Genomic DNA, 21,338 nt, shown 5'->3' with positions numbered 1-21,338 from the left:
GATTCCCATCACGCCTTGAGGGAAAGCCTGACCAATCACACCCCGTTTGCTTGCAAACGGGGTATCTTTTTCAGGCGCCCCGCCTAGAATGGCAGGCTTTCCAACCCGACTCGCAGAAGGTGCCCCATGATTGACAGATCCCTCCCCCTGACCGAACTGCATCGCCATCTGGATGGCAACATCCGCCCGCAGACCATTCTCGAGCTGGGACGTCAGCACAACATCCGACTGCCAGCCGATGAACTGGAGGCCCTGCGCCCACACGTGCAGATCGTCGAGAACGAGCCGAGTCTGGTGGCCTTCCTGAAGAAACTGGACTGGGGCGTGGCCGTGCTGGCCGACTACGATGCCTGCCGCCGGGTCGCCTACGAAAACGTGGAAGATCTGTTGCGTGCCGGGATCGACTATGCCGAGCTGCGCTTCAGCCCGGCCTACATGGCGATGACCCACAAACTGCACCCGCAGGGCGTAGTCGAAGCCATCATCGACGGCGTGGCCGCAGGCAGCCGTGACTTCGGCATCAAGACCAATCTCATCGGCATCATGAGCCGAACATTCGGCACCGAGCAGTGCAAGCAGGAGCTGGATGCCTGTCTGGCTCATCGTGATCGCCTGGTTGCCATCGATCTGGCCGGCGACGAACTGGGCTTCCCGGGCGAGCTCTTCACCGACCACTTCCGCCGGGTGCGGGATGCAGGCATGCGGGTCACCGTGCACGCCGGTGAAGCCGCCGGCCCCGAGAGCATGTGGCAGGCCATTCGCGAGCTGGGAGCCGAGCGCATCGGCCACGGCGTCAAGGCCATCCAGGATCCGGCCCTGATGGCCTATCTGGCCGAACACCGCATCGGCATCGAGTCCTGCCTCACCTCCAACCTCCAGACCACCACAGTGGCGAGTCTGGCCGATCACCCGATCCGCCAGTTCCTGGCGGCCGGCGTGCTGGCCTGCCTCAATACCGACGATCCGGCGGTGGAGGGGATCGACCTGCCTCACGAATACGAGGTGGCTGCCCCCGCTGCCGGCATGACGGTGAGCGAAATCCGCACCGCCCAGCAGAACGGCCTGATCCTGGCCTTCCTGAGCGAAGCCGAGAAGGCCGAGCTGAGTGCCCGTGCGGCTCAACGTTGAGCAGGGGTAAAACCCAATAAAAAAACCGCCGAAAGGCGGTTTTTTATTGTCCCACGACATTGCCCGGCCTAGATCACCCGGGAGAACTGCTGCTGGCGCGCCTTGCTGCGCAGGTAGACATCGAAGCACATGCAGATGTTGCGGATCAACAGCTGACCGGTGGAGACCACCTCCAGCCCCTCTTCGGTCATGCGCACCAGACCGTCGTCGATGAAGGTCTGCAACAGCTTGAGATCCTCGGCAAAATACTCCTTGAACACCAGGCCGTGGGCCTGCTCCACAGCGGCGAAGTTCAGGGAAAAATCGCAGATGAGGCGCTTGATCACCTCACGGCGGATCAGATCGTCCCGATTGAGGGAGCACCCCTTCCACTGGGCATGGCCCAGTGACTCGACCTGGGCGTAGTAGGTTTTGAGATCCTTCTGGTTCTGGGAATAGGCATCCCCCATCATGCTGATGGAAGAGACCCCCAGCCCCAGCAGATCGCAATCCCCTTGGGTGGTATAGCCCTGGAAGTTGCGATGCAGCTTGCCCTCGCGCTGGGCGACGGCCAGCTCGTCATCGGGCTTGGCAAAGTGGTCCATGCCGATGAACTGATAACCCTGGCCGGTCAGGAAGGCAATGGTGTCCTGCAGCATGGCCAGCTTCTCCTGCGGCGCCGGCATGTCCGCTTCTTTCAGCTTGTGCTGGGCGGCAAAACGGCTCGGCAGGTGGGCATAGTTGAAGATGGAGAGGCGGGCCGGGTCGGTCTTGAGCACCTCTTCCAGGGTGTGATGGAAGCTCTCCCGGTTCTGGTGCGGCAGACCGTAGATGAGATCCAGATTGGTGGAGCGGAACCCCAGCTCGCGGGCACGAACCAGCATGGCGCGGATGAAGTCGTTGTCCTGCTCCCGATTGACCGCGACCTGGACCGCCTTGTTGAAGTCCTGAACGCCAAGGCTGATGCGGTTGAAACCGAGCTCCCGCAACACATCCAGCATGGACAATTCGATCTCGCGGGGATCCACCTCGATGCTGATCTCCCCCTCCTCGGCGAAGTGGAAGTGCTCCCGCAACATGGCCATCAGGCGACGAGTCTGGGGTTCGCTCAGATAGGTGGGTGTGCCGCCACCCCAGTGCAGCTGGGTGACCAGTCTCTCCTTGAACAGGGGGGCCTGGGCCTTGATCTCCTGTTCGAGGTAGTCGAGGTATTGATCTGCCTTGTGCTGGTGCCGGGTAATGACCTTGTTGCAGCCGCAGTAGTAGCAGAGCTTGTGACAGAAGGGGATATGCACGTAGAGCGACAGATTGCGTGCAGGATACTGGCCCGCTGCCTGGACAAAGTCCGGATAGCCGAACCCCTCGTTGAACTCCAGCGCAGTGGGATAGGAGGTGTAACGCGGACCACTGTAGTTGTATTTTTCGATCAGGGCCTGATCCCACACAATCTGTTCTGCTTGCACGCTTGCTTCCTCTGTCTTTGTCATGGGCTCACCGGCTTAACTGAAAATCCTTCAGTCTGGCGACATCCTCAAGGATCTGCGTCTCCAGCTCGGCCTCGTAGCCGCTGCGTTCGAGATCCATCTTCATCACTTCATTGCGCTTGAGTGCCCGCCTCGCCTCATGGGTCGGCATTTCCTTCACCTTCTCATAGAGGCCGTAGAGCCCCGGGAACTCGGTGGCAAAGGCGCGGCCCCCCTTTATTTGCAAGGCATCCAGCAGATTGGTCAGCCGGATGGCGCCTTCTGAGTAGTCGCACTGACCATCTCGTACCGCGTGGGCGATCACCCTGACACTCTCCAGGATCCGCTCGTTGCGGGCCGCAATGGCGTGCTGCTGCATCTCTTGCTGGCGTTTGAGGCGCGCCATCAGGGTGCCGGCATAGACGGCAAGCCCCAGCAAAATCAGGCCACCCAACAGGGCGGCCAGCATCCATCCACTCATCACTTTTTCTTCGGCTCGGGTTTGGCTTCAGGCTGGTAGTCCGCCTGAGAGAAACGCTCCCACAGCTCCTCTTCGGAGGCAGGCTGACTCGGCTCGTCAAAATCGGCATCATCAAAATCCATGTCGCCATCTTCGTCATCGTCGTTGTCGATGATACCGAGCTCGTCCATCAGCTCCTGATAACGGTCAACCCGCTGATCGACCCATGCCTGCTCTGCGGCCTCCAGGGTTTCACCGGCATCCAGACGATCCAGCAAGGCATTGAGGCGATCATCATTCTCGATGGACGCCAGCTCCTGCTCGGGGGTCATCACCACCCGCTTCTCTTTCGCAGGCTTGGTCGCCACCGGCTTGCTGCCCTTCTCGTCGGCAATCAGCGCGATGGGCTTGCGAGAGCCGATGCGTGGATCCTTGGCCTGCTTGGAGCCGCTCTTTTTGCCCGCCTGCTCGACCTGTTGGCGGGAGCCCGCCTTCAGGCCCTTGCGCTTGGCGGCGCGCTTGCGCTCACGACCTTCCTGGGCACTGGCATCTGATTCTTTGCGCTTGCCGGTAGGCTTGCGGTTGGGTTGTTTGGCCGACATGAATGACTCCGACAAATAACTGAATGGAAACCCCCGGAGCGTGCCGTCCGGGGAGGATGCTGAAGCGGGGAACAGTAAATATGGAACAAGAGTGGGATCCCGCACCAATTCGACCACTTTGGGCCGCTGAACACCGCAGGATCGGCATCCTCTGGGCATGTTGCTGGTATTTTGACACAGAATGTCTTGGCGGGTTAATGACCCAATAGAAAAAAGGCAGCCGAAGCTGCCTTTTTCCATCATGCGAGTTCCATTCCCTGGTAGCCAATCGCCTTATCCCTGGGCGAACCACGGCGCATCATTTCGTTGGATCATCCTGATCCTTATTGACCAGTCCTGAGTGTGCGTGTGTTTGTTTGTCTAACCCAAACCGGCGACATCCTGCCTCCCATCGGGGTGGTTGCCTCCCGCAGCCCCGTTCATCCCTGGCGGTCACCATCCTGGCTTTTTGCATCTATTGCTCATCGCATGCTCCGAGCCGACATCCTGTCAAACCGAAGACGGGTCTTGCACCCTCTCTCCGGCCAATCCTGATTGCCTACTGTAACTTCTTCGCCGGATGACTCAATCAACCAAAGCACATTTCGAACTGGTACAAAGTGATGTTCTATTTCTTAATTCATTGAAAAATAAAACATAAAAAAATATACGTGAGCAATCTTTCAGACACGACCAGCCCCGTATATAGAAGATCTCTTACAGCAAAGCAGGCTGTTTACGGGCGATCGCTACAACCTCAAAAAAGAACAGGGAACACAATGGTTCCCTGTTCTTTTCAACAAGATAACTAACAGGCTATATCAGTGAAGCCCCGCCACATACTTGGAGAGCGCCTCGATGTCCTGATCCGTCAGCTTCTTGGCCACATCCCGCATCATGCCATTGGGATCGTTGTCGCGGGCCGCCGAACGAAAAGCGGTGAGCTGGGCCTTGATATAGGCGGGATGCTGCCCTGACAGGCTGGGATACTTCGCTTGCTCGACGCCGGAACCCCGTGGGCCATGACAGGCGGTACAGGCGGCCAGGCCTCGCTCCATGTCTCCCCCCATATAAAGCGCCTTGCCTGCGGCAACCACATCATCGGGCACGGCAACCGGCGTCACCTTCTGGCTGGAGAAATAGGCGGCAAGATCGTCCATATCCTGCTCGGACAACGGCAACGCCATGGGTCCCATGACGGGCGCAACCCGACCAGTTTGGCCAGAAGCTGCAGCCTTCAGTTCAACTAATTGTTTTTTGATATATGATGCGTGCTGACCAGCAATCTTGGGATACATGTCGACTGGGCTGTTGCCGTCCGGTCCATGACAGGCCGCACAGACGGCAGCCTTGGTTTGTCCCGCAGCGGCATCGCCCTTGGCTTGTGCCATCCCAGTTACGCCAACCATCAGAGCAAGTGTAATGACTAGGTTCTTCATGGCGTTCCAACTTTCTCGTTATTAGGCTTCCAGATCCCATGCCGCTGAAGGCATGTTAAAATAAACGCGTTCAAGCGACGCCATTTTACACTATTTCACAAAAAAGTAACTCTATAACCCTCTATCTCTATGGGGAATTTACGTTGGATACACAAACTCTGAATTTCAATAAGGTGCATTTTGTGACCAGCGCACCCGACATCCGCCACCTGCCAAATGATGGGGGTGTCGAGATTGCGTTTGCCGGTCGTTCCAACGCTGGCAAATCGTCTGCATTGAATACCTTGACCAAACACAAGAACCTGGCGCGTACCAGTAAGACCCCTGGCCGTACTCAGCTGATCAACCTGTTTGAGCTGGAGCCGGGCAAACGCCTGGTTGACTTGCCTGGCTATGGATATGCCCAGGTTCCGCTGGAAATGAAGCTCAAGTGGCAAAAGTCACTGGCTGAATACCTGCAGCGACGGGAGTCCCTGAAAGGGCTGGTGATCCTGATGGACATCCGCCATCCGCTCAAGGAAACCGACATGAACATGCTGGAATGGAGTTCACACCGTAAACTGCCGGTGATGCTGTTACTGACCAAGGCGGACAAGTTAAGCCCGGGGCCCCGCAACAACCAGGTGATCAAGGTTCGTCAGGCGGTGGCAGAACTGGGCCCGCAGATCCAGGTTGAAGCATTCTCTTCTCTGACCAATATCGGCGTCGAGAAGCTGGCCCAGACCCTAAGCGGCTGGTATCTATCCGAAGCAGACAACGCCCAGGCAGACGACGAAGATCATCAGAACGAGGAGTAAACGACTCCTCTCCCTGGCTGCAATTGGCGGAGTTGGACCTCCGCTGATTGAAAGGCTTTCATGATCCCCCCATCTCCGAGCCCTTCCTCCCCGCCTTCGCCATCTCTGAAGAATAACCTCAAAAAATATATTTAAATCATACTGATAGCCTATTTCGACGCGAAAAGAATTAACTAATCATCAACATGATACCGTTTTCATGGATATCGAGTAAAAAATCAAAATTGAAGGCTGTAACAAACGAAACTGAAATTTAATTACACGATGAGCCAATATAGGGATAAAAATGAGGCCGGTCTTGCCATTGCAAACCGGCCTGAAGAAAAGAGTTCAAAAATTTGGGAAAAAGCGAGTTCTCGAGAACAAAGACGATTGGTTTTCCTCAAGAAACGCCTTCATTCTAACAAAGAACGGCAACAATTAAAGCATTTACTCTAAATGTTACTCATAAAAAAACGCCCCGACGATGACTCATCGGGGCTGCTATTCAGCCACATTCAATTACGTGAAATAAAAGGTCTGAAAGATAGAACATCTTACCTCTGTACCCTACGCCGACAACTGTACAGCAAAGCAGCAGAAAGTGAAAGTAATTTATGTAATTTAGTTTCAAAGATAGGGAAGAAAAAAAATATTCATAATTTTCATGCAGATAAAAAAATCCCCAGTACGAATACCGGGGAGTTATAAAGGTGACTAGCTAGCACTTCCTCAACTATCCAGTTAGTCAGCAGTCCGTTACAGAAGTTCCGCTGCTTTGAGAAAAAACTCAAAAAAATTCTGCGAGTGACGGCAAAGTAAAAGTAACTTATTGTTATGCAATGGTTTTATAAAAATGGCACCTGTTCTGCCACACACCCACCGCAGAACGACCGTTTCACATCACACGTGCCGTGCCGCATCACGAGGGAGCCCTTATCCAGAGATGCAGAATCTCTACATCAGACCTGCCGACAGCCCAATAGAACGCGCAAGCTGGTTCACACGACGCCCAGATTGCGCTGTAACTCTCTCAATACCTGCTTGGTGCCGGGCCGGATCCCTCGCCATACGGTAAAGGCCTCAGCAGCCTGCTCGACCAGCATGCCCAATCCATCCATGGTATGGCGCGCGCCATGTTGTTTGGCCCAGCCGATGAAGGCTGTGTCCGTTGCGCCATACATCATGTCGTAGATCGCGATGTCCGGGTGGATGAGGGTTGGCGCCAAAGGTGGCAACTCTCCTTGCAGACTCGCTGAGGTGGAATTGATGATGAGATCGAACGGCCCCACCAGCTGTTCATAGGATTGAGCAGTGATGCTGCCCAGATCCCTGAACTCCACAGCCAGCTGTTCCGCCTTGGCATGGGTACGGTTGACCACGACGATCTCGCCCGGCGCTTCCGCCAGCAGGGGGGCCAGGGCACCACGAGCTGCGCCACCGGCCCCCAGAAGCAGGATCCTGCTACCGGCAAGGTTCACTCCGTGAGCCTTGAGATCGGCGACCAGCCCGGCGCCGTCGGTATTGTCACCCAGCAGCACACCATCATCAGTCAGTTTGATGGTGTTGACCGCTCCCGCCCGCTTGGCCCTGGGGCTCAGCCGCTCCACCAGCACGAAGGCTTGCTCCTTGAAAGGCACGGTCACGTTGCACCCCTTCCCTCCTTCGGCGAAGAAGTGGTTCAGAGCGCTGGCAAACTCATCGACAGCAGGTTCTGCCAGACCATACTCCAGCTCTTGCTGGGTCTGCCTGGCAAAAAGGGTATGAATGAAGGGAGATTTGCTGTGGCGCACGGGGTGGCCAAAAACCAGATAACGATCCATCAAGGCGTTCCTTTTGAGAGCAATATCCCGATTTAACGGGTTTTCTCATGAAGGAACAAGCCGAATATCGGCAATGAGAAGAGGCCATCATGGCCCCTCTGGTCACAACCACTCGCGCGGTTTGAGGTAGTCGCTATAGAGCAATGCCTCCGGGCTGCCAGCCTCCGGCTGCCAGTCGTACTCCCAGCGCGCCAGCGGCGGCATCGACATCAGGATGGATTCGGTGCGCCCCCCCGTCTGCAGTCCGAACAGGGTCCCGCGGTCGTAGACCAGATTGAACTCCACGTAGCGGCCACGGCGATAAAGCTGGAACGCCCGTTCCCGCTCCCCATAAGCAAGCTCCTTGCGTCGCTCGACAATCGGCAAGTAGGCCGCCAGGTAACCCTCACCCACTGCACGCATGAAGGCAAAGCAGTCGGCAAAGGGCCAGCGGTTCAGGTCATCGAAGAAAAGACCACCCACCCCGCGCGTCTCGCCCCGATGCTTGAGGAAGAAGTAACGATCGCACCAGGATTTGAACTCGGGATAAATGTCGGTGCCGAACGGCTGACAGAGCTCATGGGAGACCTGGTGCCAATGCCTCACGTCCTCTTCGAACGGATAGAAGGGCGTCAGGTCGAAGCCGCCACCAAACCACCAGATCGGCTCCTCCCCCTCTTTCTCGGCGATGAAGAACCGCACATTCGCATGGCTGGTCGGTACATAGGGATTATGCGGGTGGATCACCAGCGACACCCCCATGGCCTCAAACCTGCGGCCAGCCAGTTCGGGACGATGTGCGGTCGCGGATGCCGGCATGGCATCGCCATAGACATGGGAGAAGTTGACCCCACCTTGCTCGATCACCGCCCCCTGGCGCAGCACCCGTGTTCTACCGCCACCACCACCTTCGCGACTCCAGGCATCTTCCACAAAGCGCCCGCATCCATCGGCCTGCTCCAGGCCACGGCAGATATCATCCTGCAATTGCAGCAGGAAGGCTTTTACCTGGGCCACATCCGGTTTGCTCATTTTATCTCCTGTCAGACAGGCATCATGCATGCACTGCCTGCACTTCTCGTATTGTCATGACCTCATCGCACAACCTGCATGAAACAGGGCCGTGCCCAACTCAGGATGGGCGAATAATGGCCCCGGTGCGGGCGTCCTTGATTTCGGACGGGTTAGCTTGCCCCCCGACTTCGCCGGGCAGAATGTAAGCCAGCTGGCTTGCCAGCAGATCGCCAATATCAGCCACCCGACGAGCGGGTTCATCACCGGTTAGATTGGCACTGGTGGACACCAGCGGTTTGCCAAATGCCCGGCAAAGCCCTTGCACCTGGGGATGGCCTGTGACCCGCACCGCCAGGGTCTCGAACTGACCGGTCAACCAGGACGGCGTCGTCGCGCGAGCGGGCATGATCCAGGTGAAGGGACCAGGCCAGCTCGCCTGCACGCGAGCAAGCTGCTCATCGCTGAGCTGGCTCAGGTCGATGTAGTCCTGCAATTGCGCCAGATCTGCCGCGATCAGGATCAATCCCTTCTCCACCGGCCGCTGCTTGATGGCCAGCAGCCGCTGCACGGCGGCTTCGGAATCAGGATCACACCCCAGACCAAACACGGCTTCGGTGGCATAGGCGATAACCCCTTCTCCTTGAAGGGCGGCAACCGCTTGTTCAAATTCATTTGGCATAAGCACATGCGACAGCCACGCTGCCGCCTCTCATCACTGGATTGTATGTTGAACCGACATGACGGCATCGGGGCCATCACTGCTGCGATATGGGCTATATCCCTGCTCCTCTTCAGTCATGCATTTCGGTTCAGACGCTTGAGTGCATCAGTGAACCGAGCAACCGCAGGGAGCTTGAGATGGCGATCAGGTCAGGATCAGGGCAAGTTGGGCGATGTGCATCGGCTCACAACCTCACGCTGACCAGCAATCCGCCTGCCTGATCATGGGCGGCGAGATTATACCCGCTCAATCTGGTGGGAGCATTTCTTTTGCGGGCAGACCCAGCGCAGGTTTCCCCGCACCTTCTTCTCGATCATGATGCCCCAGCCACACTCGGGACAGGGCATGGGAACCGGCTTGTCATTCACCACATACTTGCAGTGAGGATAGGCGTCACACGAGTAGAACTGTTTGCCATAACGGGACGTGCGGCTCACCAGATGACCTTTGCCACACTCCGGGCAGAGGATTTGGGTATCGTCACTCTCCTGAAGGGATTCGATATGCTGACAGGCCGGGTACTGGGTACATCCCACAAACAGACCGTAACGACCCTTCTTGATGGCCAGTGGATGGCCACAATCCGGACAGGACGACCCCTCGAGCACTTTCTCTATGTCGCGGCCAGAGGGCGTGAGGGAGCGAATGTAATCGCAAGCGGGATAGGCTGAACAACCAAGGAAGGGACCGTGCTTGCCCTGGCGGATCACCAGTTCAGCACCACACTGCGGGCACGGCTCGCGCTCGAAGGCATGTTCGTGGGCAGAGAAGAGGTGGTGATCGATCTTTGACATGGGCCGCGCCTTGAAATCCAGATGGCCTGAATTCTACCAGCGCGGCACCGGGCTGTCAGTGGATGACGCCGTCCGACTCGTCAAACACCAGCTCTTCCATCTGCTGGTAGGCGTTTTCGCTGCCTGGCACATTGAACAGCACCATCATGACGACCCACTTCAGATCGTCCAGCTCGATGTCCGGCTTGTCCAGCTCGAGCAACCGTTCGATGCAGATTTCACGGGTTTCGGCATTCAGCACTTGCGCCTGCTCCAGGAACAGCAGGAAACCGCGACATTCAGTACTGAGGCGAACAAGCTCCTGCGGCGCATAGATCCGCATAGAGCCCTGCTGGCTTGCGGTGACATAGACTTCCCGCTCGCTGTCGTGCAGGTTGGCCAGTCGCTCCAGCCAGTTGAGCGCTTTCTCGATCTCGTCCTTGTCGAAACCGGCCCGGCTCAGTTCGTCGGTGAGTTCATCCTGCTCGACCATCACATCTGCATCGCTGTGGATGTAGGTCTCGAAAAGGTACATCAATACATCAAACATGATTCGCCCTCCTCGCTCTGACGTATCCACCGGCTACCGCCATCACTGCACCAACCAGCTCCAGCTCTACCAACCTGCCCAGTACGATATCGACAGGAAGCCGGGCCCGTTCGGCAACGGTATCCACGCTCGTGGTCTCATAATCTACGTTATCCAACAAATCGGCATAAGGCAATTCGCTATTATGCTGCGCCTCGGAAGAACCGTTGGCGGGTCCAGGGGGCAAGACCAGCCTTGGAAACTCTTCCAGGATATCGGCGGCATTCAAGACCAGCTTGGCACCCTGTTGAAGCAGACGGTTGCACCCTGCTGCCTGTGCATTTTGCGGAGCGCCGGGAACGGCAAAGACCTCGCGGCCCTGCTCCAGCGCATAACGGGCCGTGATGAGCGAACCACTCTGTTCTGCCGCTTCCACCACCAGTGTCCCCAGCGACAGGCCACTGATGATACGGTTGCGGCGAGGGAAGTGTTCAGCCAGGGGGCCTTGCTGGGGCGCCAACTCGGAAACAAGCAGACCTTCCTGCTCGAGGATCTGCATCGCCAACCCCTGATGACGCTTGGGGTAGAGACAATCCAGACCGGACCCGAGCACCGCCAGGGTGATTCCGCCCGATGCCAGCGCCTGCTGATGGCAAACGCCATCGATGCCCAACGCGAGGCCGGAGGTGATCGCCAGACCACAGCCCACCAACTCGGCACACAAACGTGTCGCATTGTCTTTGCCGGCATAGGTGGGGTGGCGGGTACCCACCATCGCCAACTGTGGAAGGGAGAGGGATGAGACGTTCCCGCGGCAGTAGAGCAAGAGCGGGGCGCCGGGGATCTCTTTGAGCAGGGCAGGATATGCGGGGTCATCGGGACAGAGGAGGTGATTGCCGGGCTCGGCGGCCCAGCTCAATCCCTGCTCCACGACAGGAAGAGGCCATCTCATCTGCTGAATCTGGGCACTCTGCAGACCAAGAGCTCGCAGGGCGCCATCGTCTGAGTCAAACAGAGTTGTGATGTCACCACCCACATGCGCCAACAGGCGAGCGGCGGTGACCGGGCCTATGCCTGTAACGGCATCCAGCGTCAGCCATAGCGACAACCGCTCCAGTGGCAAGGACACGTCAGAAATTACTGACCTGATAACCAGAGCCGACCAGATCCTGACTCTGCAGGATAAGACCGTAACTCAATTTGTCGTAGACCTTGAACAGCATGACTCTGGCAACGGCCTCGGCAGGCAGCGATGACTTGCCGGCAGAATAGAACGCCTTGTCATAGACGGATGAATATTCCCGGTATGACACCTTGCCATTCTTGTCCACCATCTCGGCTCCCGGGCGCAGGATCTCGAGCACATCGCCCGGGGCCACCTGATCACGCTCCCCCTTGTTGATGAGTACCACATCAAACTTGCCCCCACCATGTACCTTGCTCGGCAGCTCGATCACATAGCCGGGGGAAATGGAAGGTGCCGCCTTTGGCATGAACACGGCAGAGATGCTCTCCTGCGACGGCAGCGGCATCACCTTGTCGCCCTGATACACCTCACGCCGGTTATGGGTCAGCGTCACTTTGGTGGTGTCGTGGGCAAGGTACTCCTCTGCCCGCACCGTGCCGACAAAAATTGCCTCCTGACCGAGCGACTCGCCGGTATGCTTGTCCTTGTATGCCACCCCCGGGCGATAGAGGCCATAACTCTGGCCCGGGTTCAGGGCTCCTTTCACATAGAGAATGTCGCCCTCCAGCATCCCGACATGCTTGTCATTGTTGCCGAGCACATAGGGCAGGTCCTTGCTCTGCTGGCTGTTGGCCAGAATGTGGTCGGTCTGCAGGAAGGGCGCTATCTCGCTCAGAGGCAGGGTCGGTATGGGATTGGCCTTGTTTTCATAGCGGTTCTTGGGCGAGAGACGGATGACCTGCTTGCCACCCTGACTGGCTTTGCCGAGCCGAGGCTCACCATTGACCCAGCTCAGGTGCAGCACGTCACCGGGATAGATCCAGTGGGGATTGGCGATCTGCGGATTGATGTTCCAGAGGCGTGGCCAGAGCCAGGGTTCGGCCAGATACTGGCCCGAGATGTCCCAGAGGGTGTCCCCTTTTTGCACCACATAAGTCTCGGGGTAACCGGATTTGAGCGTCAACTGCTGTGCCATGGCGCCACCGGCCAGGGCTGTCGCCAGGCAGGCGACGACGATTTGCTTCAGATACATAACACTCCCTGTTACTTCTGCACGCAAAGTGTTGCTGTTTTTTGTCGGCGTAAATGACTAGAATTACGTCAATATTGACTGCGTTTATATGAAACTAAAGAAAAAATTATGGCCATTCTAGATGTATTGCGTTTCCCCGATGAGCGTCTGCGCACAGTCGCGGCCCCTGTCGAAGCCTTTACACCCGAGTTACAACACATTGTAGATGATATGTTCGAAACCATGTACGCGGAGGAAGGCATCGGCCTGGCCGCGACCCAGGTCGACATTCATCAGCGCATCATCGTCATCGATGTCTCCGAGAACCGCGAAGAACAGCTGGTGTTGATCAATCCGGAGATCCTGGAGCAGTCCGGCAGCACCGGCATCGAAGAGGGCTGCCTCTCCGTGCCCGGCAACCGTGCTCTGGTTCCGCGCGCCGAGTGGGTCAAGGTCAGGGCGCAAGATCGCCACGGCAACACCTTCGAGCTGGAAGCGGACGATCTGCTCGCCATCTGCATACAACATGAGATGGATCATCTGGTCGGCAAGCTGTTTGTGGATTACTTGTCCCCGCTCAAGCGCCAGCGCATTCGTCAGAAGCTGGAAAAGATGGCCCGTGAAGATCGCAAAGTCCTCTGAGGATCCGCTCCATTGAACAAGCTGAAACTGATTTTTGCCGGTACCCCCGACTTCGCCGCCCGTCATCTGGCGGCGTTGTTGTCTTCCGGCCACGAGGTCGTCGCCGTTTATACCCAGCCGGACAAGCCCGCCGGTCGCGGCCAGAAGCTCACTGCCAGCCCGGTCAAGGAGCTGGCGCTGGCCCACGATCTGCCGGTCTATCAACCTGCCTCCCTGCGCAATGAAGCGGCGCAGGCCGAACTGGCCGCTCTGGGTGCCGATCTGATGGTCGTCGTGGCTTATGGCCTCATCCTCCCCAAGGCGGTGCTCGATACGCCGCGTCTGGGTTGCATCAACGTGCACGGATCCCTGCTGCCGCGCTGGCGCGGTGCCGCCCCGATTCAACGCTCCATCTGGGCGGGGGATGCCGAAACCGGCGTCACCATCATGCAGATGGACGTGGGGCTGGACACCGGCGCCATGATCCGCAAGGTAACCTGCCCCATCGCCAGTGATGAGACCTCTGCCAGCCTCTATGACAAGCTGGCCGGTCTGGGCCCGCAGGCACTGGTCGATACCCTGGACGCCATGGCTGCCGGCGACACCGCCGCCGAGCCCCAGGACGATGCGCTGGCCAACTACGCCGAGAAGCTCTCCAAGGAAGAGGCCCGCATCGACTGGTCGATGGACGCCGTTGCCATCGAGCGCTGCATCCGTGCCTTCAACCCCTGGCCCATCAGCTGGTTCGACGTCGCCGGACAGACCGTCAAGGTGTGGCAGGCCGAAGTCCTTCCCCAGGCGCACGGCCAGGCAGCCGGCACCCTGCTCAAGGCCGACAAGCAGGGGATCGAGGTTGCCACCGGTCAGGGCGTGCTGCGCCTGCTGACCCTGCAACCTCCCGGCAAGAAGGCCATGTCCGTTTCGGATCTGCTCAACTCTCGCCGCGACTGGTTTGAACCTGGCACGCAACTGATTTGATCTGGATTGAATTGACACAAGCGGGGCCCTGGCCCCGACTTGTGCATCTAAGGTAACGCTATGAAAACACGCGCACAGGCTGCTCTCGTCATTCAACAGGTGCTGGATCAGGGCCAATCTCTCTCCGCCGTTCTGCCTGCTGCCCAGGAGAAGGTCGCCCCTCGCGATCGCGCCCTCCTGCAAGAACTCTGCTACGGCACCCTGCGCTGGCTGCCCCGCCTCGATGCGGCGGTCAGCGAGATGATGGACAAGCCGCTCAAGAACAAGAGCCGCATCTTCCACTACCTCATCCTGGTCGGCCTCTACCAGCTCATCTATACCCGCATTCCGGCTCACGCCGCCGTGGCCGAGACCGTCAACGCCGTCAAGCTGCTCAAGGGTTCTTCCCTGCGCGGCCTCATCAACGGCGTACTGCGCAACTTCCAGCGCAGCGCCGAAGTGATCCTGCTGCGCATCGACCGCGTCCCCAGCGTCCGCCTCGGCCATCCCGAATGGCTCACCAAGCGCCTGCGTCAGGCCTATCCCGATGACTGGGAGTTCATCATGGAGGCCAACAACCAGCGCCCGCCCATGTGGATCCGCAACAACAGCCAGCGCCAGAGCCGCGAGGCCATGCTGGCCCGCATGAGCGAGGCGGGCATCCCGGCGATGGCCGGTGTGGAAGGGGAAGATTGCATCCTGCTGGAGCGCCCCTGCGACGTGACCAAGCTGCCCGGCTTCGAGCAGGGTGACTGCTCGGTGCAGGACGGTGCCGCCCAGCAGGCCGCCGCCCTGCTCGATCCCCAGCCGGGCGAGTGGGTGCTGGACGCCTGCGCCGCCCCCGGCGGCAAAACCGCACATTTGCTGGAGCGCCAGCCAGCCCTTGCCGGCGTGGTTGCCGTCGACGCCGACGACAACCGCCTCAAGCGGGTGCAGGAGAACCTGGATCGCATCGGCCTTCAGGCCCAAGTGATCCACGGTGATGCCAGCACGCCGGATCTGTGGTGGCCACAGGGGCAGTTCGACCGCATCCTGCTGGATGCCCCCTGCTCCGCCACCGGCGTCATCCGTCGTCACCCCGACATCAAGTGGTTGCGCCGGGATCAGGACATCCGCGAGCTGGCCGAGCTGCAACGCCGCATTCTCGATGCCCTCTGGGGCAAGCTGAAGCAGGGCGGCACCCTGCTCTACGCCACCTGCTCCGTGTTGCCGGAAGAGAACCGGGAGCAAATCCGCGCCTTCCTGGCCGATACCCCGGATGCCCGCCTGGTGCCGTTGCATGCAGAAGACACCCCGGCCTGTCCGGGTCGCCAGTTCCTGCCCGGCGAAGCGGAGATGGACGGCTTCTACTATGCCAAGCTCATCAAGCTGTAGGCCGAACCGGCGGATGGCAGGCCCGGTGACGGGCCGCCTCATTACGAAGCAACAACCTTGAGTAAGATGGCCTTATGAAAATCATCATTCTGGGCGCAGGTCAGGTGGGTGGCACCCTGGCCGAAAATCTCGCCGGCGAGAACAACGACATCACCATCGTCGACACCGACAGCGAGCGCCTGCGCGAACTGCAGGACAAATTCGACCTGCGGGTGGTGAACGGCCACGGCGCCCATCCCAGGGTGCTGCGCGAAGCCGGCGCCCAGGATGCCGACATGCTGGTCGCCGTCACCAACAGCGACGAGACCAACATGGTCGCCTGCCAGGTCGCCTACTCCCTGTTCAACACCCCGAACAAGGTGGCGCGCATTCGCTCCCCCGCCTATCTGGTGGAGCGGGATCGCCTGTTCCTGCCCGAATCCGTCCCCGTGGACCACCTGATCGCCCCCGAGCAGCTGGTGACCGACTACGTGCGTCGCCTGATCGAGTATCCGGGGGCGTTGCAGGTGGTGGATTTTGCCGACGGCAAGGTGGGCCTGGTGGCGGTCAAGGCCTATTACGGCGGCCCCTTGGTGGGCAATGCGCTCTCCACCCTGCGGGAACACATGCCCAACATCGAAACTCGGGTCGCCGCCATCTTCCGCCAGGGGCGCTCCATCCGCCCCCAGGGCACCACCATCATCGAAGCCGATGACGAGGTGTTCTTTGTGGCCGCAGCGGGCCATATCCGCGCCGTGATGTCGGAACTGCAACGCCTCGAGAGCCCCTACCGGCGCATCATGATCGTCGGCGGCGGCAACATCGGCGCCGGCCTAGCCCGCCAGCTCGAGAAGCGCTACAGCGTCAAGCTCATCGAGCGCAACCAGAAGCGGGCGGAGCAGCTCTCCGAACACCTGGAACACACCATCGTCTTCTGCGGCGATGCGGCGGATCAGGAGCTGCTGGCGGAGGAGCACATCGACCAGATCGACGTCTTCATCGCGGTGACCAACGAGGATGAGGCCAACATCATGTCGGCCCTGCTCGCCAAGAAGATGGGGGCCAAGAAGACCATGGTGCTGATCCAGCGCGGCGCCTACGTGGACCTGGTACAGGGCGGCTCCATCGACATCGCCATTTCCCCCCAGCAGGCCACCATCTCTGCCCTGCTGACCCATGTGCGCCGTGCCGACATCGCCAACGTCTACAGCCTGCGCCGCGGGGCGGCCGAAGCCATCGAGGCGATCGCCCACGGGGACGAGAACACCTCCAAGGTGGTGGGCAAGACGGTGGGCGAGCTGAAGCTGCCCCCGGGCACCACCATAGGCGCAGTGGTGCGCGGTGATGAGGTGCTGATCGCCCACGATCGCACCCAGATACAGCAGGATGACCACGTGGTGATGTTCCTGGTGGACAAGAAGTACATCCCGGAAGTGGAGCGTCTGTTCCAGCCCAGTCCCTTCTTCCTGTAAGCCGGCCATGTCTCTGGCAACGGTATCCGGACCCGGCCCCTTTTCTCAGGAAAGGTCCGGGTCTTTTTTCAATCAACGACCAGGTTATCTTGCATGATCAAGCTGCATCCCATCGTCTTCACGCTCGGGCTGGTACTCTCCAAGCTGGCGCTCTTCATGTGGCTGCCCACCCTGCTGGCCCTGCTGACCGGTTCGGAAGGTTTCGTCGAATTTCTCAAGTCGGTCTTGATCACCCACGGTGCCGCCCTGCTCTGCCTCCATTACGGTCGCAAGGCAGAGTTTCACCTCGGCGTGCGGGAGATGTTCCTGCTCACCACCTCGGTCTGGGTGGTCGCCTGCGTCTTCGGGGCCCTGCCCTTCGTCTTCATCACCCATATCGACTTTGCCGACGCCTACTTCGAGACCATGTCGGGGGTCACCACCACGGGATCCACCGTGCTGTCGGGGCTGGACGGCATGGCCCACAGCATCCTGCTGTGGCGATCCATCCTGCAGTGGCTGGGCGGGGTCGGCTTCATCGTGATGGCGGTGGCGGTGCTGCCCTACCTCAACGTCGGTGGCATGAAGCTGTTCCAGACCGAGAGCTCGGATTGGTCCGACAAGAGCGCCCCCCGCGCCAAAACGGTGGCCAACAACATAGTGCTGGTCTATCTGGTACTCTCCATGCTCTGCTTCCTCGCCTACTGGGTGAGTGGCATGAACCTGTTCGAAGCGGTCAACCACGCCATGACGACCCTCAGCACCGGCGGCTACTCCACCTCGGACCAATCCATGTCCCACTTCTCCCACGCGGCGCACTGGATAGGCACCCTCTTCATGTTCCTCGGTGGCCTGCCCTTCCTGCTCTATGTGCAGGCTCTCTCCCGCCGTGACAACAGCCTGTTCAAGGATGCCCAGGTGCAGGGCTTCTTCTGGCTGATCGTCTGGGTGACCCTGGTCGTCACCTTCTACCTCTGGGTGAGAGACATCTACGGCTTCATGGATGCCTTGCGCATCAGCAGCTTCAATATCGTCTCCGTGCTCACCACCACGGGTTTCGGACTCGGCGACTTCGGCACCTGGGGCCCGCTCACCACCATTATCTTCATCATCCTGCTGGCACTCGGCGCCTGCTCCGGCTCCACCTCGGGCGGGCTCAAGATCTTTCGGGTCCAGGTGGCCTTCGCCCTGTTCAAGAAACAGATGCGCCAGCTGATGCACCCCTCCGCCGTGTTTCCCCAGAAGTACAACGGCCGTCCGGTCAACGACGCCATCATCCGCTCCCTGATCTCCTTCGTGCTGGGCTACTTCGCCATCATCCTGCTGATCGCCGCCCTGCTCGCCGCCATCGGGCTGGACCCCCTGACCGCCATCTCGGGCTCCATCACCGCCGTCGCCAACGTGGGCCCGGGCATGGGGCCTGTCATCGGTCCCAGCACCAACTTCGCCAGTCTGCCGGATGCGGCCAAGTGGATACTGTCGTTCGGCATGCTGCTGGGACGCCTCGAGATCCTGACGGTGGCTGTGCTCTTCTTCCCCTCCTTCTGGAAGCAATAAGCAGCCGTCCAGGCTGTTGCATGAAACGAAAAGGGCAGCCAATGGCTGCCCTTTTCGTTGTCCCGGCGAATGACGACTCCCCTCAGTCCGCCGACTCCTCTCGCTCCAGCGCCCGGTCCACCAGCGCGTCCGGCAAGGGCTTGGTCACCTCGACCCCCAGCTCGCGAAAGCGCTCGGCCTGGGCGATCAGGTTGCCACGACCGTTGACCAGCCGCCCCATCGCCTTGTCGTAGCTCTCCTGCGCCTTGTGCAGGCTGCCCCCCATCTGCTGCATCTCCTCCACGAACAGCCGCAGCTTCTCGTAGAGGCGGCCGGCCCGCTCCGCTATCTGGCGCGAGTTCTGGTTCTGCCGCTCGTAGCGCCACAGGTTCTCTATGGTGCGCAGGGCCACCATCAGGTTGGTGGGGCTCACCAGCAGGATGTTGTGTTCCAGCCCGTAGCGCACCAGGGAAGGGTCTGCTTCCAGGGCAGCGAGGAAGGCAGGCTCTACCGCCACGAACATCAGCACATAGTCCAGGGTGCGCACCCCGGGCAACTGCTGGTAATCCTTGCGGCCCAGCTCGCGGATATGGTTGCGCACCGAGGCGACGTGCTCCTTGAGCGCCACCGCCTTCTCCAGATCGTCAGCGGCGTTGTACCAGCGCTCATAGGCGGTCAGCGACACCTTGGCGTCGATGATGATGTCCTTTTCCTGGGGCAGGTGGACGATGACGTCGGGCTGGTAGCGCTTGCCCTTGTCCACCTCGATGTTGACCTGGGTGTGGTACTCATGCCCCTCGCGCAGGCCGCACTCGGAGAGGATCCGCGCCAGCACCACCTCCCCCCAGTTGCCCTGCTGCTTGCTGTCGCCCTTGAGGGCCCGGGTCAGCGCCGCCGCCTCTTCGGTCATGCGGGCGTTGAGCTCGGCAAGGCGCTCCAGCTCGAACTTGAGGTTGTGGCGTTGGGCCGTCTCCTGGGCGTGGGTCTCTCCCACCTGGCGGCGAAAGCCCTCCAACTGCTCCTTGAGTGGAGTCAGCAGGAGATCCATGCTGTTCTGATTCAGTTCGCGGAAGTTGCCGGCATTTTGTTCAAAGATACGATTGGCGAGGTTCTCGAACTGTTGGCTGAGGCGCTGTTCAGCCTCTTGTTGCAGTTGCAGCTTCTCGGCGCTGGCGATGCGTTCGCTGCGCAGGGTCGCCTCGGCTTCCTTGAGACGGGCGGTGAGCTTGAGCAATAGGGTCTGCTGCTGATCCAGCTTCTGCTGAGCCAGCATCTTCTCGTCCTGCAGCGCGTCCCAGCGATCCTGCAACCCCTGATAACGCTCCTCCAGCAGCAGCGCCTCTTCACGGCCGCTGCGCCGCCCCCACCACCAGCCAAACAGCAGTGCCAGCCCGCCAGCCAGCATGGCAGGCCACCAGGTCAGCAGCGGGGTCATCGGCGCCCCCGCTGGCGCAGGAAGAGTTCGAGATAGCGGTTGAGCAGCAACCAGATCAGCACATAGAGCAGGTAGGCCGCCAGCACCACCCACTTGTGGCTGTTGACCCCGGTATCCAGTTCACTGAACTCGATACCCTTGAGATGGCAGTAGGCCCACATCAGCAGGGGGAAGACATAGAGCAGAGAAGCACGCCACAGAAATAGCCACATGAGTTCATTCAATCCCGCAAAAAGACCCGCCTAGCTTACACAAGGGCAACCCGGCTTGCGATCCTGCCCGCCGCTATTCTCTGGCTTGCCGGCCCAAAACTGGATAAAATTAACCCCTAATAGGTATAGAGGTGGGCATGACGCATTTTTTCTGTCGCTGGCTGGCACACGCATGGGGGAGCCCCCGCAGACCCGAGGTGGTCTGCCATGAGGCACGCCCGCCCTGGGCCATCGACGAGTCCCAGTTCCTCACCCTCTGCACCCGTTGTGGCGACTGCTTCAAGGCGTGTCCCAACGGCCTCATCAAGCCCGCCGATCGCCCCGAATATGACGGCAGCCCCATCGCCGGTACCCCAGTGCTGGATCTCGCCTGTGGCCAGTGCAGCTATTGCGGCAGCTGCGCCAGAGCCTGCCCCACGGGCGCACTGGATCTCTGCCTCGGCCGTCAGGTGCAGACCCGGGTCAGGATAGAGGCGAGCTGCCAGGCCCGTCAGGGCTACTACTGCCTCATGTACAGGATCTTTAGCAGCAACCAATTGAAATAGATATAAAAATGGCTTCGATTGTGATCTGATTTTATCGCCAAACAAAACCGCCACGCACGAAGCCATGACCATTATCGATGCCAACCACTATCTTGAGCAACTTCTCTCTCCTGCCGAACTCGACCGCATTGCCCGTGACTGCCAATTTTGCTTGCGCAAACGAGCCATTACGCCTGCCATGCTGGTGACTGCACTCTTGCGGGCACTTGGCTGCGACCAGGTCGATGGTATCGCTGGATTGCACCATCATTTCAATGCCTTGCAACTGGTTGATGCCCATCAGGTTTCCTACAAGCCCTTTCACAACCAGTTGCGCAAAGCGTCGTTCGCCCTGTTCATGAAGGCGCTGGTTGAACGGGCTATCG

The 21,338-nt window shown here is 59.5% G+C and carries 20 protein-coding genes and 2 pseudogenes; 9 read left to right on the top strand and 13 right to left on the bottom strand.

Features of this window, described 5'->3' with window-relative positions; genetic code table 11:
- The first annotated feature begins 126 nt into the window (after window positions 1–126).
- Complete coding sequence (add, locus tag OKC30_RS08750; RefSeq protein WP_160837002.1) at window positions 127–1,128, top strand: adenosine deaminase; 1,002 nt, start codon at window positions 127–129, stop codon at window positions 1,126–1,128.
- Between the two features lie 68 nt (window positions 1,129–1,196).
- Here add and hemN read toward each other — a convergent pair whose 3' ends face one another.
- The 4 genes from hemN to OKC30_RS08730 all read right to left on the bottom strand — a co-directional run bounded on the left by hemN (window position 1,197) and on the right by OKC30_RS08730 (window position 5,050).
- On the bottom strand, window positions 1,197–2,570 hold the full coding sequence (gene hemN, locus OKC30_RS08745; protein WP_080767919.1) for an oxygen-independent coproporphyrinogen III oxidase: 1,374 nt from the start codon (window positions 2,568–2,570) through the stop codon (window positions 1,197–1,199).
- Window positions 2,571–2,598: 28 nt separating this feature from the next.
- Window positions 2,599–3,039: a DUF2489 domain-containing protein gene (locus OKC30_RS08740; protein WP_160837034.1), complete on the bottom strand. Its 441-nt coding sequence runs from the start codon at window positions 3,037–3,039 to the stop codon at window positions 2,599–2,601.
- An 11-nt stretch (window positions 3,040–3,050) separates the two neighbouring features.
- The gene (gene yihI / locus OKC30_RS08735; RefSeq protein ID WP_039039515.1) at window positions 3,051–3,632 is read right to left on the bottom strand and encodes a Der GTPase-activating protein YihI; all 582 of its coding nucleotides are present in this window, start codon (window positions 3,630–3,632) and stop codon (window positions 3,051–3,053) included.
- Between the two features lie 800 nt (window positions 3,633–4,432).
- Complete coding sequence (locus OKC30_RS08730; protein WP_160837004.1) at window positions 4,433–5,050, bottom strand: c-type cytochrome; 618 nt, start codon at window positions 5,048–5,050, stop codon at window positions 4,433–4,435.
- A 143-nt stretch (window positions 5,051–5,193) separates the two neighbouring features.
- Between OKC30_RS08730 and yihA the strand changes: the two genes are divergently transcribed.
- The gene (gene yihA, locus OKC30_RS08725) at window positions 5,194–5,847 is read left to right on the top strand and encodes a ribosome biogenesis GTP-binding protein YihA/YsxC (RefSeq protein ID WP_119197051.1); all 654 of its coding nucleotides are present in this window, start codon (window positions 5,194–5,196) and stop codon (window positions 5,845–5,847) included.
- A 980-nt stretch (window positions 5,848–6,827) separates the two neighbouring features.
- On the opposite strand, the gene aroE is transcribed toward yihA, so the two are convergent.
- From aroE to OKC30_RS08690, 7 genes are all read right to left on the bottom strand, one after another.
- Window positions 6,828–7,649, bottom strand: coding sequence for a shikimate dehydrogenase (gene aroE, locus OKC30_RS08720; protein ID WP_041214090.1), 822 nt, complete (start codon window positions 7,647–7,649; stop codon window positions 6,828–6,830).
- Between the two features lie 102 nt (window positions 7,650–7,751).
- Window positions 7,752–8,660: an oxygen-dependent coproporphyrinogen oxidase gene (gene hemF, locus OKC30_RS08715; RefSeq protein ID WP_103244068.1), complete on the bottom strand. Its 909-nt coding sequence runs from the start codon at window positions 8,658–8,660 to the stop codon at window positions 7,752–7,754.
- A 100-nt stretch (window positions 8,661–8,760) separates the two neighbouring features.
- Entirely contained in the window at window positions 8,761–9,321 is a 561-nt protein-coding gene (locus OKC30_RS08710; RefSeq protein ID WP_160837008.1) for a Sua5/YciO/YrdC/YwlC family protein, read from the bottom strand.
- Window positions 9,322–9,599: 278 nt separating this feature from the next.
- Window positions 9,600–10,157 carry a DNA topoisomerase family protein gene (locus OKC30_RS08705; protein WP_042015238.1) on the bottom strand — a complete coding sequence of 186 codons (558 nt, stop codon included), beginning with the start codon at window positions 10,155–10,157 and terminating at the stop codon, window positions 9,600–9,602.
- Window positions 10,158–10,212: 55 nt separating this feature from the next.
- The gene (locus tag OKC30_RS08700; protein WP_010672510.1) at window positions 10,213–10,686 is read right to left on the bottom strand and encodes a DUF494 family protein; all 474 of its coding nucleotides are present in this window, start codon (window positions 10,684–10,686) and stop codon (window positions 10,213–10,215) included.
- Entirely contained in the window at window positions 10,679–11,794 is a 1,116-nt protein-coding gene (gene dprA, locus OKC30_RS08695) for a DNA-processing protein DprA (protein ID WP_069652934.1), read from the bottom strand. Before dprA ends, OKC30_RS08700 begins: the two co-directional genes overlap by 8 nt.
- Window position 11,795: 1 nt before the next feature.
- Complete coding sequence (locus tag OKC30_RS08690; RefSeq protein WP_041214093.1) at window positions 11,796–12,884, bottom strand: LysM peptidoglycan-binding domain-containing protein; 1,089 nt, start codon at window positions 12,882–12,884, stop codon at window positions 11,796–11,798.
- Between the two features lie 108 nt (window positions 12,885–12,992).
- On the opposite strand from OKC30_RS08690, the gene def reads away from it, so the two are divergent.
- The 5 genes from def to OKC30_RS08665 all read left to right on the top strand — a co-directional run bounded on the left by def (window position 12,993) and on the right by OKC30_RS08665 (window position 18,802).
- Window positions 12,993–13,505, top strand: a complete 513-nt coding sequence (gene def / locus OKC30_RS08685; protein ID WP_010672507.1) for a peptide deformylase — start codon at window positions 12,993–12,995, stop codon at window positions 13,503–13,505.
- A gap of 12 nt (window positions 13,506–13,517) precedes the next feature.
- Window positions 13,518–14,462: a methionyl-tRNA formyltransferase gene (fmt, locus tag OKC30_RS08680; RefSeq protein WP_160837010.1), complete on the top strand. Its 945-nt coding sequence runs from the start codon at window positions 13,518–13,520 to the stop codon at window positions 14,460–14,462.
- 60 nt (window positions 14,463–14,522) lie between these two features.
- The gene (gene rsmB / locus OKC30_RS08675) at window positions 14,523–15,815 is read left to right on the top strand and encodes a 16S rRNA (cytosine(967)-C(5))-methyltransferase RsmB (protein WP_010672505.1); all 1,293 of its coding nucleotides are present in this window, start codon (window positions 14,523–14,525) and stop codon (window positions 15,813–15,815) included.
- 74 nt (window positions 15,816–15,889) lie between these two features.
- Window positions 15,890–17,266, top strand: a complete 1,377-nt coding sequence (trkA, locus tag OKC30_RS08670; RefSeq protein ID WP_010672504.1) for a Trk system potassium transporter TrkA — start codon at window positions 15,890–15,892, stop codon at window positions 17,264–17,266.
- Between the two features lie 93 nt (window positions 17,267–17,359).
- Window positions 17,360–18,802, top strand: coding sequence for a TrkH family potassium uptake protein (locus OKC30_RS08665; protein ID WP_160837012.1), 1,443 nt, complete (start codon window positions 17,360–17,362; stop codon window positions 18,800–18,802).
- An 82-nt stretch (window positions 18,803–18,884) separates the two neighbouring features.
- Here the strand turns inward: OKC30_RS08665 and rmuC are convergent, their stop codons facing one another.
- Together rmuC and OKC30_RS08655 are read right to left on the bottom strand one after the other, a co-directional pair.
- Window positions 18,885–20,216: a DNA recombination protein RmuC gene (gene rmuC / locus OKC30_RS08660; protein WP_160837014.1), complete on the bottom strand. Its 1,332-nt coding sequence runs from the start codon at window positions 20,214–20,216 to the stop codon at window positions 18,885–18,887.
- The gene (locus tag OKC30_RS08655; protein WP_010672501.1) at window positions 20,213–20,428 is read right to left on the bottom strand and encodes a hypothetical protein; all 216 of its coding nucleotides are present in this window, start codon (window positions 20,426–20,428) and stop codon (window positions 20,213–20,215) included. The genes rmuC and OKC30_RS08655 overlap by 4 nt, the downstream gene beginning before the upstream one ends.
- Before the next feature lie 137 nt (window positions 20,429–20,565).
- On the opposite strand from OKC30_RS08655, the pseudogene OKC30_RS08650 reads away from it, so the two are divergent.
- Window positions 20,566–20,940, top strand: a pseudogene (locus OKC30_RS08650) (4Fe-4S dicluster domain-containing protein); the annotation flags it as partial.
- Between the two features lie 97 nt (window positions 20,941–21,037).
- Window positions 21,038–21,338: pseudogene (locus OKC30_RS08645) on the top strand (IS4 family transposase); the annotation flags it as partial.

The organism is Aeromonas sp. QDB18 (assembly GCF_027705325.1).
GTDB classification, from domain to species: Bacteria; Pseudomonadota; Gammaproteobacteria; order Enterobacterales; family Aeromonadaceae; genus Aeromonas; species Aeromonas caviae.
This window is presented reverse-complemented; position numbering and strand designations above follow the sequence as displayed.